The organism is Labrys sedimenti (genome assembly GCF_034424805.1).
Taxonomy (GTDB): Bacteria; Pseudomonadota; Alphaproteobacteria; order Rhizobiales; family Labraceae; genus Labrys; species Labrys sedimenti.
Window position 1 is genome coordinate 666,032 of record NZ_JAXOUF010000001.1, and the last position, 19,216, is coordinate 685,247.

26 protein-coding genes are annotated in these 19,216 nt (G+C 57.2%); 20 read left to right on the plus strand and 6 right to left on the minus strand.

The genetic code is table 11. From position 1 onward, the window contains the following. Nucleotides 1-115 precede the first annotated feature (115 nt). The 15 genes from U1R88_RS03120 to U1R88_RS03190 all read left to right on the plus strand — a co-directional run bounded on the left by U1R88_RS03120 (nucleotide 116) and on the right by U1R88_RS03190 (nucleotide 10,892). Nucleotides 116-601 (plus strand): hypothetical protein, encoded by a 486-nt coding sequence (locus U1R88_RS03120; protein ID WP_068282915.1) that lies wholly within the window; start codon nucleotides 116-118, stop codon nucleotides 599-601. Between the two features lie 631 nt (nucleotides 602-1,232). After that, on the plus strand, nucleotides 1,233-1,763 hold the full coding sequence (locus tag U1R88_RS03125; RefSeq protein WP_322429921.1) for a dihydrofolate reductase family protein: 531 nt from the start codon (nucleotides 1,233-1,235) through the stop codon (nucleotides 1,761-1,763). A 202-nt stretch (nucleotides 1,764-1,965) separates the two neighbouring features. After that, nucleotides 1,966-2,406, plus strand: a complete 441-nt coding sequence (locus tag U1R88_RS03130) for a lipid-binding SYLF domain-containing protein (RefSeq protein WP_068282923.1) — start codon at nucleotides 1,966-1,968, stop codon at nucleotides 2,404-2,406. Nucleotides 2,407-2,676: 270 nt separating this feature from the next. Beyond that, nucleotides 2,677-3,900 carry a tyrosine-type recombinase/integrase gene (locus U1R88_RS03135; protein WP_322429922.1) on the plus strand — a complete coding sequence of 408 codons (1,224 nt, stop codon included), beginning with the start codon at nucleotides 2,677-2,679 and terminating at the stop codon, nucleotides 3,898-3,900. Between the two features lie 65 nt (nucleotides 3,901-3,965). Next, nucleotides 3,966-4,745: a hypothetical protein gene (locus U1R88_RS03140; protein ID WP_322429923.1), complete on the plus strand. Its 780-nt coding sequence runs from the start codon at nucleotides 3,966-3,968 to the stop codon at nucleotides 4,743-4,745. A 239-nt stretch (nucleotides 4,746-4,984) separates the two neighbouring features. Next, nucleotides 4,985-5,143, plus strand: a complete 159-nt coding sequence (locus U1R88_RS03145; protein ID WP_322429924.1) for a DNA-binding protein — start codon at nucleotides 4,985-4,987, stop codon at nucleotides 5,141-5,143. A gap of 274 nt (nucleotides 5,144-5,417) precedes the next feature. Further along, complete coding sequence (locus U1R88_RS03150; RefSeq protein ID WP_322429925.1) at nucleotides 5,418-5,711, plus strand: winged helix domain-containing protein; 294 nt, start codon at nucleotides 5,418-5,420, stop codon at nucleotides 5,709-5,711. Then, the gene (locus U1R88_RS03155; RefSeq protein WP_322429926.1) at nucleotides 5,708-5,938 is read left to right on the plus strand and encodes a hypothetical protein; all 231 of its coding nucleotides are present in this window, start codon (nucleotides 5,708-5,710) and stop codon (nucleotides 5,936-5,938) included. The genes U1R88_RS03150 and U1R88_RS03155 overlap by 4 nt, the downstream gene beginning before the upstream one ends. Further along, nucleotides 5,928-7,349 (plus strand): replicative DNA helicase, encoded by a 1,422-nt coding sequence (locus tag U1R88_RS03160; RefSeq protein ID WP_322429927.1) that lies wholly within the window; start codon nucleotides 5,928-5,930, stop codon nucleotides 7,347-7,349. Before U1R88_RS03155 ends, U1R88_RS03160 begins: the two co-directional genes overlap by 11 nt. Continuing rightward, complete coding sequence (locus U1R88_RS03165) at nucleotides 7,342-8,412, plus strand: hypothetical protein (RefSeq protein WP_322429928.1); 1,071 nt, start codon at nucleotides 7,342-7,344, stop codon at nucleotides 8,410-8,412. The genes U1R88_RS03160 and U1R88_RS03165 overlap by 8 nt, the downstream gene beginning before the upstream one ends. Next, a complete protein-coding gene (locus tag U1R88_RS03170) occupies nucleotides 8,412-8,828 on the plus strand; it encodes a hypothetical protein (RefSeq protein ID WP_322429929.1) in 417 nt (138 codons plus the stop codon). Before U1R88_RS03165 ends, U1R88_RS03170 begins: the two co-directional genes overlap by 1 nt. After that, on the plus strand, nucleotides 8,815-9,189 hold the full coding sequence (locus U1R88_RS03175) for a hypothetical protein (protein WP_322429930.1): 375 nt from the start codon (nucleotides 8,815-8,817) through the stop codon (nucleotides 9,187-9,189). Before U1R88_RS03170 ends, U1R88_RS03175 begins: the two co-directional genes overlap by 14 nt. After that, the gene (locus U1R88_RS03180) at nucleotides 9,180-9,824 is read left to right on the plus strand and encodes a terminase small subunit (protein ID WP_322429931.1); all 645 of its coding nucleotides are present in this window, start codon (nucleotides 9,180-9,182) and stop codon (nucleotides 9,822-9,824) included. The genes U1R88_RS03175 and U1R88_RS03180 overlap by 10 nt, the downstream gene beginning before the upstream one ends. Then, the gene (locus tag U1R88_RS03185) at nucleotides 9,817-10,407 is read left to right on the plus strand and encodes a hypothetical protein (RefSeq protein WP_322429932.1); all 591 of its coding nucleotides are present in this window, start codon (nucleotides 9,817-9,819) and stop codon (nucleotides 10,405-10,407) included. The genes U1R88_RS03180 and U1R88_RS03185 overlap by 8 nt, the downstream gene beginning before the upstream one ends. Before the next feature lie 50 nt (nucleotides 10,408-10,457). Continuing rightward, nucleotides 10,458-10,892: a hypothetical protein gene (locus U1R88_RS03190; protein ID WP_322429933.1), complete on the plus strand. Its 435-nt coding sequence runs from the start codon at nucleotides 10,458-10,460 to the stop codon at nucleotides 10,890-10,892. Here the strand turns inward: U1R88_RS03190 and U1R88_RS03195 are convergent. From U1R88_RS03195 to U1R88_RS03215, 5 genes are all read right to left on the minus strand, one after another. After that, nucleotides 10,889-11,980 (minus strand): M48 family metalloprotease, encoded by a 1,092-nt coding sequence (locus tag U1R88_RS03195; RefSeq protein WP_322429934.1) that lies wholly within the window; start codon nucleotides 11,978-11,980, stop codon nucleotides 10,889-10,891. The genes U1R88_RS03190 and U1R88_RS03195 overlap by 4 nt on opposite strands. A 7-nt stretch (nucleotides 11,981-11,987) precedes the next feature. Then, nucleotides 11,988-12,707 (minus strand): lysozyme, encoded by a 720-nt coding sequence (locus U1R88_RS03200; RefSeq protein ID WP_322429935.1) that lies wholly within the window; start codon nucleotides 12,705-12,707, stop codon nucleotides 11,988-11,990. A gap of 278 nt (nucleotides 12,708-12,985) precedes the next feature. Beyond that, entirely contained in the window at nucleotides 12,986-13,444 is a 459-nt protein-coding gene (locus U1R88_RS03205; protein WP_322429936.1) for a thermonuclease family protein, read from the minus strand. A gap of 15 nt (nucleotides 13,445-13,459) precedes the next feature. Then, nucleotides 13,460-13,786 carry a hypothetical protein gene (locus U1R88_RS03210; RefSeq protein ID WP_322429937.1) on the minus strand — a complete coding sequence of 109 codons (327 nt, stop codon included), beginning with the start codon at nucleotides 13,784-13,786 and terminating at the stop codon, nucleotides 13,460-13,462. Nucleotides 13,787-13,812: 26 nt separating this feature from the next. Beyond that, nucleotides 13,813-14,034 carry a hypothetical protein gene (locus tag U1R88_RS03215; protein WP_322429938.1) on the minus strand — a complete coding sequence of 74 codons (222 nt, stop codon included), beginning with the start codon at nucleotides 14,032-14,034 and terminating at the stop codon, nucleotides 13,813-13,815. Between the two features lie 129 nt (nucleotides 14,035-14,163). Between U1R88_RS03215 and U1R88_RS03220 the strand changes: the two genes are divergently transcribed. The 3 genes from U1R88_RS03220 (at nucleotide 14,164) to fosX (ending at nucleotide 16,055) form a co-directional block, all read left to right on the plus strand. Then, nucleotides 14,164-14,904: an SOS response-associated peptidase gene (locus tag U1R88_RS03220; protein WP_322429939.1), complete on the plus strand. Its 741-nt coding sequence runs from the start codon at nucleotides 14,164-14,166 to the stop codon at nucleotides 14,902-14,904. A gap of 312 nt (nucleotides 14,905-15,216) precedes the next feature. Then, complete coding sequence (locus U1R88_RS03225; protein WP_322429940.1) at nucleotides 15,217-15,615, plus strand: hypothetical protein; 399 nt, start codon at nucleotides 15,217-15,219, stop codon at nucleotides 15,613-15,615. A gap of 20 nt (nucleotides 15,616-15,635) precedes the next feature. Next, on the plus strand, nucleotides 15,636-16,055 hold the full coding sequence (fosX, locus tag U1R88_RS03230; protein ID WP_322429941.1) for a FosX/FosE/FosI family fosfomycin resistance hydrolase: 420 nt from the start codon (nucleotides 15,636-15,638) through the stop codon (nucleotides 16,053-16,055). Between the two features lie 103 nt (nucleotides 16,056-16,158). Here the strand turns inward: fosX and U1R88_RS35820 are convergent, their stop codons facing one another. Continuing rightward, nucleotides 16,159-16,344: a hypothetical protein gene (locus U1R88_RS35820; protein ID WP_322429942.1), complete on the minus strand. Its 186-nt coding sequence runs from the start codon at nucleotides 16,342-16,344 to the stop codon at nucleotides 16,159-16,161. Between the two features lie 475 nt (nucleotides 16,345-16,819). Here U1R88_RS35820 and U1R88_RS03240 point away from each other — a divergent pair, with 475 nt between their 5' ends. Together U1R88_RS03240 and U1R88_RS03245 are read left to right on the plus strand one after the other, a co-directional pair. Beyond that, nucleotides 16,820-17,104, plus strand: a complete 285-nt coding sequence (locus U1R88_RS03240; RefSeq protein ID WP_322429943.1) for a hypothetical protein — start codon at nucleotides 16,820-16,822, stop codon at nucleotides 17,102-17,104. Further along, nucleotides 17,101-19,026, plus strand: a complete 1,926-nt coding sequence (locus U1R88_RS03245) for a hypothetical protein (RefSeq protein WP_322429944.1) — start codon at nucleotides 17,101-17,103, stop codon at nucleotides 19,024-19,026. Before U1R88_RS03240 ends, U1R88_RS03245 begins: the two co-directional genes overlap by 4 nt. The last annotated feature ends 190 nt before the right edge of the window (nucleotides 19,027-19,216 follow it).

Below are 19,216 nucleotides of genomic sequence, written 5' to 3' on the forward strand. Positions count from 1 at the left end.
AGATCGGAAAATCGACTGAGGGCTCCCCCTCGATCGATCCGGCTCAACTTTGAAGGTGTGGGTTGAGTTTGCCTCCTCGACTACCTTCTAGTTGGAAGAACAATAGGAGACTGAGATGTTTGGAATCTCTCCGATCGGCTGGGTGCATACACTCGGCAGCTTGCCCGCCATTCCGCTGGCACTTTACATGCTTATTCGCCACGGGCGGATTGTACCTGGCTCGACATCCGGCATCATCTATTTCATCTCGATGGTCATCGGTGCCGCAACGGCATTTCTCGTTGCGCATCAGCCGGTGAGCTATGTCATCGGTGCGGCGACCATCATGTTGCTGGTCGCAGGCTATGGCGTTGGGCGGCTTCCGGGGCTGGAACGTACCAAGCGCTTCATCGAGACGATCTGCCTGAGCCTGACCGTCTTCCTGCTGATGGTGCCGACGGTCACCGAGACCTTGCGCCGTGTGCCGGACGGCCATCCCCTCGTCACCGACTTGAAGTCGCCACTCCTCCTTGGGGCTCAGGGCAGCCTTCTCGTCCTGCTCATCGTCGGCCTGACGGCCCAGATCGTCTATCTCCGCCGACAGGGGAGGGTTGTGGCATGACAGCCTCGCCGGCGTGACGGCCATCGCCGGCATGCAGCCCGGCAGGGCTAGGGCCTGCCGTCGACGCACCCATTAACCATCATTCCACAGCGCTCATCATGCCGTGACTGATACTATCATTTTTCAGAAACCATTCATTTTTGTCTCGCTAGTTTGCTCCCCATAGCTGGGGGCGGCTTTTCTAGGAGAATATTATGAAAAAGCTTATTTGCGCCGTCGTCCTTTCCATTGCGGCACTTGGTGGGACAACTCTTGCTGCCTCGGCGGCGCCCCGGCATGACTGGCGGCATCCGGGTTTTGACCGGTACCACCATCGCCCGGTGTGCAAGGTCGTCAAGACCAAGACCTTCAAGCATGGCCGGCCGGTGTGGGTGACGCGGCGCGTTTGCCGATAAGGGCGGTTGCGAAGCGCCGGACGCAAACAGGCCCCCTCTGGCCCGCAGGCCGGAGGGGCGGTAACCGGGATAGTGAAACCCGGCTACCCGTGCGAAACTTCTCACCGTTCGCGGCTTCGCCGTCGCTCACTTTGCAGGTCTATTCCAGGCTTGGCCCCGGTAATCAGTGAATTTGATTGCCATATCCGGCAGCACGTCAAAATATTCCAAGAGATTTGGGCTGGAGACTTGGCGGCATGGCGAGGATCGTCTTCGGAATGAATCTGTCCCTGGATGGCTATGTCGACCACCAGAAATTTGCACCGGATCCCATACTCTTTCGTCACTGGATAGAGCATGTGCGCGGGCTGGCGGGCAGCGTCTACGGCCGCCGCATGTACGAGGTCATGCGCTATTGGGATGAAGATCATCCTGAATGGACCCCGGAGCTTCGCGATTTCGCGGTGGCGTGGCGGGAACAACCGAAATGGGTCGTATCGCGTTCGTTGAAATCGGTCGGCCCTAACGCCACGCTGGTCGCGGATGACGTCGCAGCGGTGATGGGCCGGCTGAAGAGTGAGGTCGTCGGAGAGATTTCCGTTTCAGGACCAGAGCTGGCGCAAAGCCTGACCGATCTTGGCCTCATCGATGAATATCGCCTCTATTTTCACCCGGTCGTGCTTGGTCGCGGCAAGCCGTTCTTTGCAGGCCCCCGACCGGCGCTGCGCCTTGTGGCCAGCGAGTTGATCGGCACGGATGTGATCCGGTTGACCTATGTGCCGGCCTGATCACGCAACCGACCGGGAAGATTGCGTCGATGCTACAGGCAATCATCGCCGCGTCGCCGGCCTGTCTGATCATGTCTGGGAGACAGCCATTCCAGCCGGCAGGCCTGGAACCAACGGCGGGCAAGACTGTTTAGCTCTAGCTTCGGCATGACGCTCACATGCCCTTCAGCCGGGTGACCGGCAATTTTGAAAGACTTGCATCATGAATATTTCGCCCAGATTTCGTACAATCGTGGCCGCGGTTATCGCCACGGCGGGCATCGGTCTCGCCAGTTCCGCGCAGGCCGACAGCGGTACGATCCGCTTTTACGTCTACAAGGCTGCCTTCTTCGTGGGTGGCTCCGGAGGCGAGGGCACCCTGACCTTCCATGGTCGCCGCTATCCCATCTCCATCGGCGGCATCTCGGGCGGCCTGGCTTTTGGGGCTTCCAAGACCTATTTCCAAGGCAGGGTGCGCAATATTTATCGCGTCCGAGATGCGACGGGGGTCTATGGCGCGGCGGGCGGCGGCGGCGCCGTCGGCAGGGGCGCGCAGGTGATCGTCATGACCAACGGAAAGGGAGCCCGGCTCGAGCTCCAAGGCCGGCAGGTCGGCCTGCAGGTCAACGCCGATGTCACCGGCCTTGCGATTTCGATGAAGTAAGGGGTGCGGTGTCGGCGGGCCGGCCCGGCTTCCGACACCGAAACATCAATCGCTTGGACGAAGAAAATAAATGGCGGAAGGGGTGTCCGCCTAACTATATGCTACAGAAGTCCACGGATACCCCATATATCACTGAAAAAGCCCGATATCCTTCGGATATTCCGGCCAATTTTGCCCTAGTCTCTATGGCGTAGCACCGAAATCTCTGCTACAAAATGGGACCGAATTTGGGACCCCCCAAGGCGGTCCCATTTCTTTTGAGGCAGTCCAATGGCCCGGCAACTAAACAAACTCAGTGCACGCGCAGTACAGGCCGTCACTCGTCCAGGCCGCTATGGTGATGGGGGAGGGCTGTCCCTGGTCGTTTCCGCTGACGGAAGGCGGCGGTGGGTCTATCGCTTTACTATCGATGGAAAGACACAGGATCTTGGCCTCGGCGGTGCACGCGATATGGGCCTCGCCCGAGCCAGGGAGTTGGCGACTGATGCGCGGCGCCTCGTGTCGGAAGGGAAAAACCCGCTAGATGCCAGGGTCGCCGCAAAGCAGGAGGCGGCCGCAAAGGCCATTACGTTCGGCGACGCCGCTGACGACCTGATCAAATCGATGGCGCCTGGCTGGAAAAATGCCAAGCACAAGGCGCAGTGGGAAATGACGCTCGGCAACACCTATTGCAAATCCATCCGCGCGATGGATGTCGCCAAGATCCGAACCGAGCATGTCCTGGCGGTTTTAAAGCCGATCTGGCAGGCGAAGGCCGAGACGGCATCGCGCATCCGTGGTCGGATCGAGCGGGTTCTAAATTCGGCAAAGGCGGCCGGGTTTATTCGGTCCCCATGGGAGAACCCCGCTCGCTGGTCGGGGCACCTCGATCATATTCTCCCGAAGCGTGCCAAGCTCACTCGTGGTCATCACGAGGCAATGCCGTACGACCAGTTGCCGGCGTTCATCAAAGCCTTGCATACGCGTGAGGGCAACGCGGCGCTCGGGCTTGAACTCACCATTCTGACGGCGGCCAGGACGGGAGAGATCATCAATGCCAGGCTCAGCGAGTTTGATATCGAAAAGGCGATCTGGATTATTCCTGCGGAGAGAATGAAGGCCAAGCGGGAGCATCGCGTTCCGTTGTCGCCTCGTGCTGTGGAGATTGTGGAGACGCTCAGGCTTCAGAAAAGCGAATGGTTGCTGCCGGGTTCTCAGCCAACGAAGGCTATCTCGAACATGGCAATGGCGATGCTGCTGACCCGCATGGACCAGGACGTAACCGTTCACGGCTTCCGATCGGCCTTCAAGGATTGGGCGGCAGAGTGCACGCCTTTCCCGAATGAGGTGAGCGAGGCCGCTCTGGCGCATATTGTCGGCGACAAGGTCGAAGCTGCTTATCGCCGTGGTGATCTCTTCGAGAAACGGCGCAAGTTGATGGAGGCCTGGGCCACTTTCTGCTCGACGCCGCCAGCGGGGAATGTCGTGCCGATGCATCGGGCCGCAACTCCATAGAACACGAACACGCAGGGATAGGCCGGCCAGCCGAAAAGCCGAGTCGCACCACTTGGTTTCCCTGTGTGCCCTTTGGTGCTTCGCAAGGTGCTGCGATGTTACGACGAGATACGCCCGGCCTAATTACGCCTGCAGAAGCGACTTTGCGCATTGCAAAAGCCAAAGACCCCGCAATATGGCGTATGGAAAGCTTGGGGGACGAGGAGCAGCGTGCTTGGACAAGCTTTATCTCCAACCATGATTTTGACCAGCTAACACGATGGCTTTCGGCCAAATACGTGTCGACGCCCAATGAGCAGAATGGTTTCCCGCTCTCGCCGGGAGGGCGTAGGTGGACATGCGTCTATTCGGCCACGCAATTCCTGTTGGATAAACTTGTAGATCGCACTGTAGTTGCGAAATATCTCTATGTGGATGGTGCCCTGGAGGATCTTGCCGGCTGGGAGTGCAATGACACGTTCCTAAAGCTTCTGCAGATGGGTGGTGTTCGCGGCAAATTCGGTTCTTTATTTCTCGAACTCTACAACCAACCTGTGCGAAAGATGGATGGCTGGATTCTTTTTGAGCCGGCCGACATCGCAGCGGTATCAGCGCGGACGCCGCCGAAAGACCGCTCGGCGATTGATACGGCCGATCCCTTCCGTGAAATGCGTAGCACTTCTGTAGATTTCAACAACATCCTCGATGCTATCAATGCTCTTTGGGGTAGTGAATTACCCAAGGTCAATTACGTTAAGCAAGATCAGGCCATCGCAAATTGGCTCACAGCGCAAGGACGCGCCGTCCCTGCGGGGTTAACGAGGACAACGCGGCGCATTCGAAAAAAATTAGAAAAATCAAAGTGATAGAGTAACTGCCGCTTTTGCCGCCCTTTGTGCCGCTCTCGCCGGTACCAAACGATAGGCTGCCGGCTCATTTTCTACCTGCGTTCACCGAAGTGAAGAGGTAGACCATGAAAGCCTGCTCCCACACCGCTCCTGTCACAGCCCAAGCTGCAGATACAGCCATAGCGCGTGTTCTCGTTGACAAACTGCCGCCAGCTACCCGCGGCAACGCGCACCCCGCTCAGCGAGTCTCCTATCTCATGAAGGAGATACCCGCGGTCACCGGCCGGGGTCTTTCGACGGCATATCGCGACGCCAAACTTGGCAAGCTCAAGGTTCGCAAGAGCGGCCGCTCTTCGATCGTCCTGCTCGACGATCTGATGGCCTGGCTTGGCGCCACCGACACCACCAATCCCTGAACAAACAAACGACCGACGCTCTGGCAAGCGCCGGCCGGGAATTTGTTCGCTCGCAACTCCTCATTCACGGTGAGAAGTCACATGCATCTTATAGTTCAGCCGTCGCAGGTCGGCAATAGGATTAACCCGCAGCCGCCCATGGCATCCACGGTTCCCGCCCTTCGGATGGCGCCGTCCGTCGCTGCTCTTCGAATTGCCCGGCGCTTTGGTCTCCCTCTTTCCACGGCCATCCTGGTTTCGAGCTTGGCGGGCCTCAATTCGGAGGTGTCGACTAATGGGTAAGGCTCCTCTCTCCATGCGGGTCCGCGTTGGCGGACCGGACGGCATTGTGCACCTTTTCAAGGGACGCGTCGCCAACACCCTGTCGCTTCTGAAAATGGCGGGCGAGCGCGGAATCACTCCTATTGAGCACCCTCAGCCGAGGACTTCCGACTACGTTTTCAAGCTCAGAAGGGCAGGGGTTTCGATTGAAACGATCATGGAGCCCCACGGCGGCCCGTTCGCGGGTGAGCACGCTCGCTATGTGCTGCGCAGCCCGATCGAGGTGATTTCGGAGGTGCGTGCATGAGCAAGCGACCTTCGCCGACTTATCGAGATGAAGAGCCGGGCCGGCACATCTCGATCTACTCCGGCCGCGACTTGAAAGGTTTCGTCGTTATCCGTGACGACGAAGCCCATGGGTACACGGCCCAAGGCAAACATTTGTGTTCCTTCCACGGAGAACAGGACGGCTTCTTCGAAGCCCGTGCGCTTCTCCTGGGAAAGGCAGTTACGAGGGGCGCGCATGAGCACTGATGCCACCCCCTATATCGTTGCGACAGAGCAGAATGTGCTCGGTGCTCTCCTGACGGACAACCGTGTATACGGTCGTATCGCTGGCATTCTCAGGCCCGAGCATTTCGCCGACCCATTGCATCAGCGCATCTACGAGGTCGCCACCAATCAGATCAACGCCGGCCGCGTTGCCAATCCAATCTCCGTAAGGCCGGCCCTCGGGGAGGCTGAGATTGCACCCGGTGTCGATGTACCGGCATATCTCGTGCGATTGTCCCAGGACACCGCGTCTCTGCTCGACGTGCACGATCATGCCGAGCTGATCCGCGACAGTTCGGCAATGCGGCGGTTGGCTGCGATTGGGGGCCAGCTATCCAGCCCTGCTTTGGAATATCCCTATCAGCGCCTCGGCACTGCATTCGACGAGATTGACGCTCTCCGCGCTGAACTGACAGCCACCACGTCGCGGCGTCTTTCGATTGGAAAGGCCGGCGATGAAACACTTGACCGTATCGAGCGCGCCCGCCGCGGCGAAAAGGTTGATGTGTTCGTGCCTACCGGCTTTGATGATCTAGACCGCGCCTTGAATGGTGGCTGGTACGGCGGTGACCTTATCATCCTGGCCGGCCGCCCTGGCATGGGCAAGACCGTTGTGGCCTGTGCGGTAGGCGTAGAGGCGGCCCGCAAGGGTGCTGGTGTGCTGGCCTTCTCCTTGGAGATCGACAGCAACCAGACCGTATCCCGCATGATCGCCCACCGCGCCTACCAGCCTCATTCCACGCTGAATTTCGGCCGCATCACAGCCGCCAAGGATATCAGCGACGAAGAGATGCGGAGGATCGAGGCGGTTCATGCCAGCATGAAGGAACTGCCGATCACGATCGACGACACGCCCAGGCTGACTGTCAGTCAGATTTACCAGAGGGCCAAGGCTGAACGGGACCGCTTGGCAGCCCGGGGCATCCCGCTTGCCCTGGTGGTGATCGACTACCTGAAATTCGTGAAGGCATCCGATCGGTATAAGGGGCAGCGGGTCTATGAGGTCGGAGAAATTTCCTCGGGCCTCAAGGAGATGGCGAAAGAGCTGAAGGTCGCCGTCATCCTCTGTGCCCAGCTGAACCGCGGTATCGAGGCCGAGAAGGACAAGCGCCCGGACCTCGCGCACCTTCGTGAATCAGGCGACCTTGAGGCCGATGCCGATGCGGTGCTCTTCCTCTACCGCGAGCACTATTACCTCTCACGCAGTCCTGAATTCCGCGCCAGTGACCCAGAGACCGTTACCAAGGCCCTCGACTGCGAAAACAAGCTCGAAATGATCATCGCGAAGAACCGGAAGGGGCCGACGACCAAGATCGACCTGTTCTGCGACATCGCTTGCTCTCATGTAGCTCCGGTTCACTTCCTTCGGTGCGGAGGCCAGGCCTATGCGTGATTACGGGAAGGTGGCTCCGTCGTTCTGGATCGGCAAAACCGGGAAACAGTTGCGCGGCAATCCCGATGCGCAGCTCGTCGCTCTGTATCTGATGACGAGTCCGCATTCGTCCATGACCGGCGTTTTCTATTGCCCGATCATCTACATCTCGAATGAAACGGGGATCCCCTTGGAAGGGGCTTCCAAGGCCCTTGGAAGCCTCCAGGAAGCCGATTTTTGTGTCTATGACCCGGATACCGAGACAGTTTTCGTTCGGGAGATGGCAAAGTTCCAGGTTGAACAGCAACTGAAGGCGACTGACAACCGGGTGAAAGGCATCATCAAAGACTTCCAGTCGATGCCTAAGGGACTGATACAGCAAGCATTTTTCGATCGATATGCTGACGCCTTCCACCTTCCAGGCGACCGCTTGGATTGTGATGAAATCGAAGCCCCTTCTAAGCCCCTCCGAAGCCAGGAACAGGAACAGGAACAGAATAATAAGATTTTGTCAGAACCGATCGCTGACGCTCTCGTTCTGACCGATCCGGCTCAGGGAAAGCCAGAAAGTTCAAAACGAGGCGACGATGTCGAGCAGGCTGCGGCCGAATATACCCGCATTGCCGAGAAGGCTGGTTGGCCGAAACCTCAGAAACTGACGGACGAACGAAAACGCAAACTCAAGCTCAGGCTGGAAGAGGCTGGCGGCCTTCAGGGCTGGATTGCGGCGATTGAGCGAGCTGCCCGATCGCCACTGATGCGAGGGGAAAATGACCGAGGTTGGCGCGCCAGCATCGATTTCTTCCTCAAGCCCAGCAGTTTCCTCAGGCTGATCGAGGGCAACTACGACGACAAGCGGCGAAACTCAGGCAGTGTCATACCGCGTACCCCGCAGGACCAAGAAAAGGGCTGGGCCAACCAGCTCACCCTTTGGAAGCGCGGAAGCTGGAACGGCTATTGGGGTCCGGAGCCCCTGCAGCCTGAATGCATCATCCCGCCTGAGTTCGTGAAGCGTTGGGAAGCATCCGTGCTTCCGCTTGCCCAGAGCTGTCCGCCGCCAATCCCCGAAAGCAGGACCCTCTGATGTCCAACGTGATCTCCCTTCACCCACGCTCAGCGCCGGAGCCCATCGAGTGGCCAGCATGCGAGACGATCGACGATGCCTTCGTTGTCGCGATGCTCGCCTTCATGGATTGCTTGGCCGAGACCGAACACCAAGCGGCGCTTGAGGGGCTTTATGTTCAGAGGCCAGCCAGCTTGCCACCGCTGTCGCAAATACAACTCGGCGGCCACGCGATGACGCTCGATCAGGTATTTGCCGCAGGCGGCACCATCAAAAAGCCGCTGCCCGTAGTGGCGCTGGCACTGTTCCATTTGTGGCGGAAGCTGATGCGCAGTGACGGCCTGCCGCCAATCGCAACCTACAGCGAAGCCGCTGACTTCTTGTTGAAGTCGGCGAGTTCCCTGAAAAACAGGGAGGCAGAGAATGCCCCAGCCTGAAAGCTACGCCATTGCCCCGCGCCTCCTTGAGGAGGTGAACCTTCTTCTGGTGCGCCAGATCTCAGACGCCGTCGACGGCGAGCCGATCCAGACAGATCAGGCATGGCCGCTCGGCGTCATTGCCGGCGGAATAGTGGCTCGCCTCAAGCCGCAGACCGAACTCGAAGGAATGCTGGCTGCCCAAATGGTCGCCCTGCATTTCGCAGCCATGGATGACTTCGCCAAGGCGAAGCAGTGCCCGGCAGACGACATCAAGGATCGCTTCCTCGCCGATGCGATCGAGAAATGCCGGACTTTCGCGATGACGGTTGGCGCCCTTGCCGAAGCCCGCAGTTTACGAGGAGAGCCGGCATGCCTCTGAACCGAAAGCAGCAGCGTTTCGTCGAGGAATTTATCGTCGACCTGAATGGCACGAAGGCAGCAATCCGCGCCGGCTACAGCATTCGCTCGGCCTATGCGATTGCCAGCGCTCTGTTGAGCAAACATGAAATCCAAGCTGCGATCACCGCGGAGCGCCGCAAACAGTCCGAGCGAACCGGTGTCACCGCAGATCGGATCATCCTTGAACTGGCACGCATCGCCTTGGCGGATATTCGCGACATCGCGCAGTGGGGTGAAACCGTCGCGATCAAGGACGCGGAAACCGGGGAGGAGAGGCTGATCCAGGGTCTATCCATGGTGCCGTCATCCGACCTCACCCCCGACATGGCCGCCAGCATCGCGGAGGTATCTCACGCTCGCGACGGCACCCTCCGAGTCAAGCTCCATGACAAGAACTCTGCGCTCGAAAAACTGGGCAGGCATCTTCGCCTGTTCCCCTCCTCGCATGAGGTCTCGGGACCGAACGGAGCACCAATTCCAGTTGAGGAGACGGTCAAACCACCCCGCGAGCTCGCGAAGATGCTCCTCTCTCTCATTCAGCAAGCCCACCGCGAAGAGGCGGCACCACAGCCTGGAAAAAATTCTCAAGTCATCGAAAGGAAACCCAATGACTGAAACAGAAACCACGCAGTACCAGCTTGTCACGCATACGATCATTCTTTGCCGGACGGATGATCGCCAACTTTGGCAGATCGCGGAATGGTGGAACGGCAGCGCGAGTGTCCTGAAAAAGGGCCGCCTCTCGTCGTTGTGGCCCGAAGCCCGTATGTTGGCGTTTCGCTCAGGCGCTCGAAAGGATCTGATTGAGACCAACAAGACCCTGCGTATACTCCTTGAGGATCCCTACGATGTGCAGACCATCATCTGCCCGAGTGGTCTTCCGGAATCTGCGAAATGGGTCGAGTTGGAGATGAAGACGAAGTCCGGCGATCCGCAATTTTCCCGTTACGTGGGTGAGGGGGCTCTGGGGCAGGATCTTCACTTTGATCTAAATCTCGTTGACGCCAAGATCCCGCCATATCGGATCGGTGAAATTGCATTCTTTGCAGATGCCCGCGCCATCGACATGAGTACCAGCTTCGCCGAGATGGTGAAGGCGCGACAGGATACCGCGGCACGATACCTGGCGCACGGGGCTGCGATGGCGGAGGCAAGGTCTGGGGTGCTTCCACGGCGCAAGGGGAGGGCCTTTAGCTAGCCTCACCCTCGATCACGCATGGAGTGTCCATCAGGTGGCCAGCGGAAGTCATGGAGGCGATTTTTGGACGCCGCAGCTACGGTGGTGGCGGCAGCCGTGGCAAGCCCGCCAGCGACTCTCAGAATCGATCCTATGACTCGTCTGTGTGGAAGCGCCGATCATCCCACCGTGAAGACAACATCTCGGCATCAGTCGTCCGCATGGACAAGATCGATGCAGAGATGTGGGAGATCAGCGAGAACCTGCATCGTGCAGACCTCACGGTTTTGCAACGTGACACGCAGGTAGCTCGCTGGATCGAGCTCCAAGAGCAAAAGAGGCAATCGGCGCAGGTTGCGCCGAAAGGTCGTCGCGCAGAAGTGGGACCTGATTTGGGACTTTGGCAGAACGATCAATATTTATCACGTTTATTCAATACGTTAGGTCTCGTCCGTGGCGGAGAAGCCCTCCGCATAGCTGTCTGTTGGTGGCGTCCCACCCCCTAGACGCAGCCATTATCCACTATCGTGAATTCGTTAAGTGTTCCCTTGAGCTCAGCCTCGGGATGCCGATCTACTCCAGTCCGTGGGGCACGTGGATCGAAGAAATATTTGAGGTCGGCGTTGCGGGCCACAAACTCGTTGTAGAGATCATGATTGCGTCCATAGCGGACTCCAAATTTCGTTCCATCAGTATCAACACTACGCGTTGTTATAGTAATTCCGCTGCCATCCCTCAAAGCTGCAAAAAGTTGATTGCTGCATAGCTTTGCGCCATCTTCCTTGACCTGAAATATAACAAACATATCCTTTTTCCAACCAAGCCGAACTGCCACCGAATTTCGACCATATACGATATCGTCGGATTCAATGTCGGCGCCATTTTGCCAGTCATGAATGTCTAAATTTGCAAATAACCTGTTGTTAGCAAGGAATTTTAATGAATAAGAATTTGCAATGACCGACAGCTTGAGATCCGAGACTTGAGGCGACGGTAGTGGAGTTCTGGAGCATGTGTCATATCCTCTTTTTGCTACTTCCTCACTTCTCAGTCTGTCCGGATACACATCGTCCGTTTCGAGACGTATGCGTTCCAAGAGATCAAACATAGATTGCCACGGACGCCCCATGCTAGCTACCGCGCATCCGGCAAAAAAATCTGCCTCTTCTTCCTTTTCCCGGTCAGGGATGTTCCGTCTAAATGACAAATGCCTTTGGACAAAGTGTCCCAACTCGTGACCTAGAACCGCAATTATTTCGACTTTGTTTGTTCCGAGAACTTCTTGAAACCACCTTGGATCATAGACAATGTATTCACCTTCAATAACTCCGTCAAATGTTGAGTCTTGTACGATAGTAGATTGAACTCGATTAGCATATTGGCACGGTATAACCACTATATCACTTTTAATTGCCATTGCCGCGCCAATTTCCTTGACTATCTGTTCGGCGTCTGATTGTGCAATTCCTAACGCCTTATGCGCATAATAATCCTTGATACAGCCCATGACCTGGCCCGATGCTGATGTAATGGCCACACCAAGACCGAATGCTACTGTCGCGATTGCTGCAAATAAAGAACGGCCTTTTACCATGGTAGCCTCACTCGCCTTTTCGAATATCAACGGCCGTCAAGCCAGAGGCGATGCCAAGTGAAGCGCAGCTCTTTCTGTCAAATTTTCCTTTTGGATTATACCTTAGTTCGCCGCGAAATAGATTAACTTCACATTTTCTGCGATCGATCAATCCTTGAAGAACCTCCCCCTTTGCTTTAATCCATCTGGGAAATTCTCTTTCAGCTAGTTTGTAATTCCGCTGATTGACGAATATCAGCAGATGAGATTTTGAGAAATTCTCTTTATTCACATTGAAGACAAAAGAGGACAACGCGCTAAACTGATCATCGGTGGTATCTACCTTAACCAATTGCTGAACTGCCCGCCGCGCACTCCGTGTATCTTCTTCGAGTATCTCTAAGCCTTTCTCAGTCGATATCGGTTGAGCAAAGCGCCCGTTTTCCACCTTCTTGAGATCAATCTTCTCGCACCGATTAAGGCTGAGGAGATGCCCATAGCCTACCGTGCAATAGCCGACCGGATCGTTATAGGGTATGGCTGACCACCCCTCGAAGTCCTTGATTAGATCCATTGCCAAAGGAGTTATTGGCCTTGCAGGTGCCGTGGTCGCAATGCCAAGTTGCTGGAGTTTGAAGTCTTCAATTTGACTACCCGCCATTATGTGGTCAGCGGGAGGGGTCTCCTGTTGGCTATAAGCGGAGTTGCTTAGAATAAGACTAAATAGAACCAGGATTGCTGCACGCATTGCATTCTCTCCGTTGTTCTATAATCCGATACGGCTAAGATATTTCTCTATTTGTAAGGGAGGCACAATGATAGTTTTAATCTTATTGGGCCTAAAACCCTGCCGACGTGCCATGATATTGATGCTAGCGTGACTAGAGCGTGACGATAGAATTAATTCACACCCTCAAAGATCACCGCATTATGTTACAGACTTCAATCTCTTATGCTCTAGCCCACACGTAACAGCGAAAACGATTGTTGCGATGAAGTCTGCAGCACTAAGAGTAGCAGATGGAATCAGTTGTTTGGCCCACACCACCAAAAGCGCCGTTCTTCGCGCGCTGCGGCTCCTGCCCTCCACGGCCGGGCGAGGTCCTCGCGAACCAACTGCATGCCGGCATTGACGCCCGATGGACTACCGATCCGTAGGGCGCCTAGCGTGCGGCCATATAGGTCCTTGTGCCCGTCACGCTCCACATAAACCACCTTGCCCCTGATCAGTTGCGCCAGCCTTGCCTTGGCCTTGAGGCCTTGCTGCAATCCCTCATCGCAATCGGGATGAAAGACTTCGGGCGCATCGATATCGCGCAGTCTGACTTTCTCAGCACAGCCGGGGCCAGGCTTTTTGCAGGGCAGCGCGACGGTGTCACCGTCGAGCACGATGATGCGATTGCCGTCGACCGGCTCATAGGTGGCCGCCAGTGCGGGTGAGGCGAAGAGGAGGAGGGGTAGGGCGATACGCAGAACTGGTTTCATTCGTCTCCCATAGCATCAGGCGCCGACTGATTTCGATATCGGCACCCACCGGCCGCGCACCTTGTGCAGGCCTTTCCGCGCCATGTAGGTGGCCCGCTCCTCGTCGTTCCAAGCCTTGCGATTGAACCACTCACCGCCAAATCGGGCCTGAAAGCGTTCGGCATGCTCCCGATCGGCAAAGCAAAAGACCACGTAATGCACGGCATCCCGGCTTACCGAATGTCCCCGGGGGCAAAGGCTCAAGCCTTCGTCACGGCAGAAGCCGCGGACGACATCATAGTTTCTGCCTCCGCAGGTTTCCTGAGGGACGCGGATCTGGTGGGGCCAGCCGCGGTCGATCATCGGTGGATCGAGTTCGTTTCGGCGCATCACCAGCGGCCCCGCATGAAGCCACGGGAAATGCCCTCAGCCAGTCGGCCGGCCGCCTCAGTCTGGGCTTCCAGGTCAGCCTGCAGGTGATCGGTCAGGATGATCAGGGCTCGGACGGCCGCCCTGGCATCCCCATCGCAGGCCGCAATCGCCTTGTTGACACGGGCGTCCAGGTCCAGCGGTGGCCCTGCCGCTGTGTTATCGATCCGTCGCGCTTTCATTCTATCCCCTCCAAGGGCCACGGAAGGCTAGGCCTGCCTCTGGGTCGAGTCCAGCAGTTTGTTCTCCTTGCGTTCCGGTTCGGAAGATTCCATTCTATCGCCGCAGCCGGCCAGCTATGGAGCAAGGCGATGTGCGGACGGGTTCAACAAACCGGGCCTGATCTACCCGGCGTTAACTCGGAAATGGGCGCAACTGAAGAGACGGTAGCGGCTGCCTGGAGGGCGCACCACAACGGATCGCCGCGGCAGTTCCTGTGGGTGATACGATGCCAGCCAGGTCTGAACCGTTACGTCCATGATCTTCTGCAATGGGGCCTGCTGCCTTCCTGGGTGAAGGATCCAAGTGACTGGCCCTATCCCATCAACGCGCGCGGGGAGGATCTTACCGCCAAGCCGAGCTTTCGGGGCGCTTACAAAAGCCGGCGCTGCCTTATTCCGGTCGATGCATTCTTTGAATGGATGAAAATTCTTGAGGACGGCAATCCGATCAAAAAGGGGGCAAAGAAACAGCCCTACGCCATCGCCATGAAGGACCGCTCAAAATTCGCACTTGGCGGCCTATGGGAAAGCTGGACCGACAAAGGTACCCAGGAGACAAGGCGCACCTTCACCATCGTCACCTGCGAGCCTAACAGCCTAGTCGCGCAGATCCACGACCGTATGCCGCTCATCCTTCATCGGAAGGACTATGACCGTTGGCTCGCCAATATCGAGCCTGACCCGCGCGCCCTGATCGTGCCTTTCCCTGCCGAGTTGATGGACATGTGGCCGATCTCAACCAAGGTGAATAGCCCGGCCTACAATTCCCCCGACGTTGTCGATCCGATTGACACGCCACCAGCAGCGCCAGGCCAATCTGACCTTTTGTAATCGAGGTGAATGTGACTAACCGGCCAGATATTCGCCGCGGCGCCGTGCTGCTGCTGAAACAGATGCCATGGCCCAATCATCCGGCCACGATCCTCCCTGGCGACCCGCCCGAGCTCGTGCCCGGCGAAGGCCCGGCCTTGGCGCCTTCACCGTCACCGCGACCTTCACTGCGATCATCGTGCGCGTTGACAACATAAGCTTCCGGCTGGAGCCGGAGGGCGGCGAACTCGGCAACAGGTGGGTCGTAATCTGGGTCCGGACAGAAACCGAATCTACACCGTTCCGTCGCTGAGTCCGTGAGAGGTAGAGACAATGGCCGACCCTGCTGAGCAGCTGTTCGATCTGCCGTTTGACGGAGAGATGCCGATGCCCGCAGCCCTTGCCCGAGCCCCCGCTTATTCCGGCCCGTTCGCCGACGAACTCGCCAAACTGATGCGCGAAAACCCGACGCCGGATCCGCGCCGCTGGGAGCAGGCGAAGCGCGACGCGATTGAGTTCCTGTCGGACTGGGGCGACCAGGCCGCCGAGCTTGGCTGGACGGCCGCCGAACTGTTCGGGCTGCATCCCGTGGCCCCACTGACCCGGTACGACGTCATGGGCCTGGTCTGGCTGTTGAACGGCAAGGAGGTCAGCGCGATCGACGAGCGGACCGCGAAAGTGGGGCCGACGACGATCTATCGCAATATGGGTCCGAATGGACGGGTTGCCTGAAGCGAAAGAAGGAGAAGGATTTGGTTCGAGGCCTCAGTCACATGACGTTCATCGTCCGCAATCTTGATCGTATGCAGGAAATTCTCGAAAAAGTATTCGATGCCCGGAAGATATATGACAGCGGCACGGCAACATTCTCTCTCTCGAAGGAGCGTTTCTTCCTCATCGGCGAACGCGATGAATCGATATGGGTCGCGACAATGGAAGGCGAGCCGCTTCCGTCACGGACTTACAATCATGTAGCCTTCAAGATTGCCAACGAAGATTATGAAGACTACTTGCAACGTGTTCTCTCACTTGGCCTTGAGGTCCGGGAAGGTCGTTCGCGAGTGCCGGGAGAAGGGCAGTCAATCTATTTCTATAGTGACGACAATCACATGTTTGAACTGCACACAGGGACTCTAGACGAACGTCTGAAACGCTATGCGGAAGGCCGCTAATTGCGTTGGCGTGGGAATCCTGACTTTTGAAGCGTCGCAAAAGGCAGCGATTCATGCGGTACAAAACTCGGGGATATCGTGACATAGGATTGCTATGGACAAATCATACGCACTTGCGGTCGTGCGCGCTTATCTTCAAGGCCTTAGGGAAGGCATGCATCAGCAGGGCAATCCTCCGCTTGCCGTTGTTGGCGAGTACCGGCTGGTGGATCCAGACGGATGGTGCTTCTATTGGAATACCCAGAAAAGCGTCGAAACTGGCCGTGCCGAAGACAGGCTTATAGGTCAAGGACCAACCATCGTTCTCGCAGATGGTCGATTGTTTGCCGGCGGTTCGGCCGACGCAATGTTCGAGGATCGAGGGGTTCCGCGTGTCTTGAAGCGACACGGCATAGACATTGACCGTGTGGTATGGGCAGAGGGATCAGAAGCGCCGAATTCCTTTTACTCGACTGTCCAACCCTTGTCGCAAGCTCCCTGATTTTTGAACCGGATCGTCCGGCGTCGAAAGCACTTAGATTTCACTGTCACAAAAGTCGGACGCAAAATAGTCACCGATCCCGAAGGAGCGGGGAGTGGTAGATAGCTCAGTATCCAAGAGCAGGTGTGTATGGCGGACATATATTCCGCCGTCTGTCGTCACTAAGCATCGGTAATCACAAATAATTGTTGAGAGATGCCAGCTCGATCCCATTTTGGGTCCCAATCGCGATTCACATGTAAGACATGAAATGTTATAACGTTACATATTTGGAGAAATCGCGATGACGGATCAAGAGCCTCGCTCGACGGGCAGCGGGTTGGCACTTTCGAAGCAGCAGATTGTCTTGGCACTTGCTGATGTTGGGAATCCCGGCAGGGACAACATGGTTCCTACTATCACTGGAAACGTCGATCCGTTGGCGGCTGACGCGGGCTCCGCTCAGTGGCTCGCCGGGGGGGCAATGGTTCCTGGCGATGCCGTCTTCCAGCTTATCCAAACTGCAACCGGCTGGAGCGCATCCCAGATGGATGCCTTCATGGAGCTAGCGAGGAGCAAAACGGTATGATCCGCTTCCTTGCGATTATCTTAGCTCTTTTCGCTACGTCCGCTTACGCGCAATATGGCACCCCCAACCTTCAAATCGATAAATCGGGCTCGACCCGCTGCCTCTATGTCTCCGATCTTAACAATACGACTGGAGCAGATAAGGCGCGTCCCTTCGGCTGCATCGACGGCAATGGCGCGTGGAACTATCCGGCCAATCTTCGCAACCTCAAGGATATCGACGAGCTTGCCCTGCGCGGTCGTGGCTTCATTGGTGACGGCGCCAGCCATCCGCTTTCGGGTATCACCAGCCTGAATGGTCGCAGCACCGTAGGGTGGACACTATCGCAGTGGCAGGCAGTCCTTCCCTCCGCTGCTGCGCTGTCGGACGAAATCGATTGGGCCGTAGTCCAATCCTTCCTTGATGCCGCCGGCTCGAATGCCATCCGCATCAAGTTCGGCCCTGGCACCGCAGTGTTCAACAAGCCACTCAAAACCTGCCTGCAGGCTGCGATCCGCCTCGATGGAGCCGGCTGGAACTCCACGATCCTGCAGACCTCTGGCGCAAACAATGGGTGGGAACACTGCCGAGGTGCGTCAGACCCACTGATGTCAAACCGCATCGAGGCGCATAATCTCGCCTTTAAGCGCCCGTCACCCTATGCCTCGAACTCCAAGGTTGCTGTCACCGCCCGCTTTAGGCCGCAGAGCAACGTGCATTTCGATCACGTCCAGATCGATGGCTATGATAACGGCATGGCGCTGGAGAATGCCGCAGGCTCGACGTTCAATTATGTGATTGCCACTTCGCAAGGGCCCGCGGGCGCCGCACAGCTTGGGACCGGCTTTGACCTTCAGGGCGGGCCCCATACGGATGCGGGTACCGGTCAGGCTGTTGGTGGCTCCTTTATCAACCATATCACCAACTCGCGCATGCAAGGCTTTGAGTTGGGCTATCGGTTCTATGCCCTCGGAGCCGGCCTTGAAGATATCCGCGTCACCAACTCGGCGGCCGGCGGTGTTCGGCGTGGTCTGCAGATCACTGGCAACATGACGGGTGGCGGCAATTACTCGCCGTTTGAAATCGGCATCGATAATTTCTCCTGCGATGCGACTACGACCTGTCTCGATATCGATCGCGGGTGGCATACCCTTGTGCGTGGTGGCGATTTCCTCCTGAGCCCGGCCATCGCGGCTACAACTTGGAACGGCACTGGCGCCGACTTTATCACGCTGTGCCGTGCGAACACGGTGAATATCCGTGATGCGTTCATTTCGAATAACGCCCAGGCGATCCCGATCAAGTCCATGCTCCACGTCAAGTCTGACAATGCGTGCGGCTTGACTGGTCCGATTAATCCCCTGGTATCGCAGATCACCAACAACACATTCGAAATTGGCAACCTGACGCCATCCGATGCGGTGGTGGCTGTCGACAGCGGCGCGGCCGGTATCCTCGTCAAGGATAACGTCTTCACCAGCACTTTCGTACCGATCGAGCCTCCTGCCGGCACCTATCGGTGGAGCACAACAGACAATAACTCAGCCCTTTTCTACAACACGAACGTTGGGTTCCTCGCCGCGAACGCACCGGCTGCCGCCGCTCGTACCAATCTAACAGCATTTAATGCGGCCTCTCTCAGTCTACCTCCCGGTCGATGGCAGTGTCAGGGCAACGTTCGGTATGTAGGTTCGGGTTCATCCACGCTCAATGTCGCCCAAGGCGGCCTCAGCACGACCTCTCTGAGTATCCCAAGCAACGGTACCGGCGGTGGATTCAAGTACAGTTTCACACAGGGTACCGATCAAGAGAATATCTACAATACTGGAACGGTAGTCTTTGACTGGACCGCTAGCACCACGATCTATCTCGTGGGTGTAGGCGCGTGGTCTGGTGGAACGCAGACAGCGAACGGCAATCTCCAATGCGTCCGGCTTAGGTAGCCTAAGCAACGGCGCAAGTCAGTCGGGCACTAGTGGCCCAATCGATCTTTGGAAGGTCCTCGCACCACCTCGTCACCGTAATGTTATAACATGCAATTATTTGAATGGCAGGTTGCAATGCAAGCGACATCCTCGGGCGATACCCAGCACAGGCCGGATCGGCGCCGATCCCGTGCGGTGAATTTCGCCG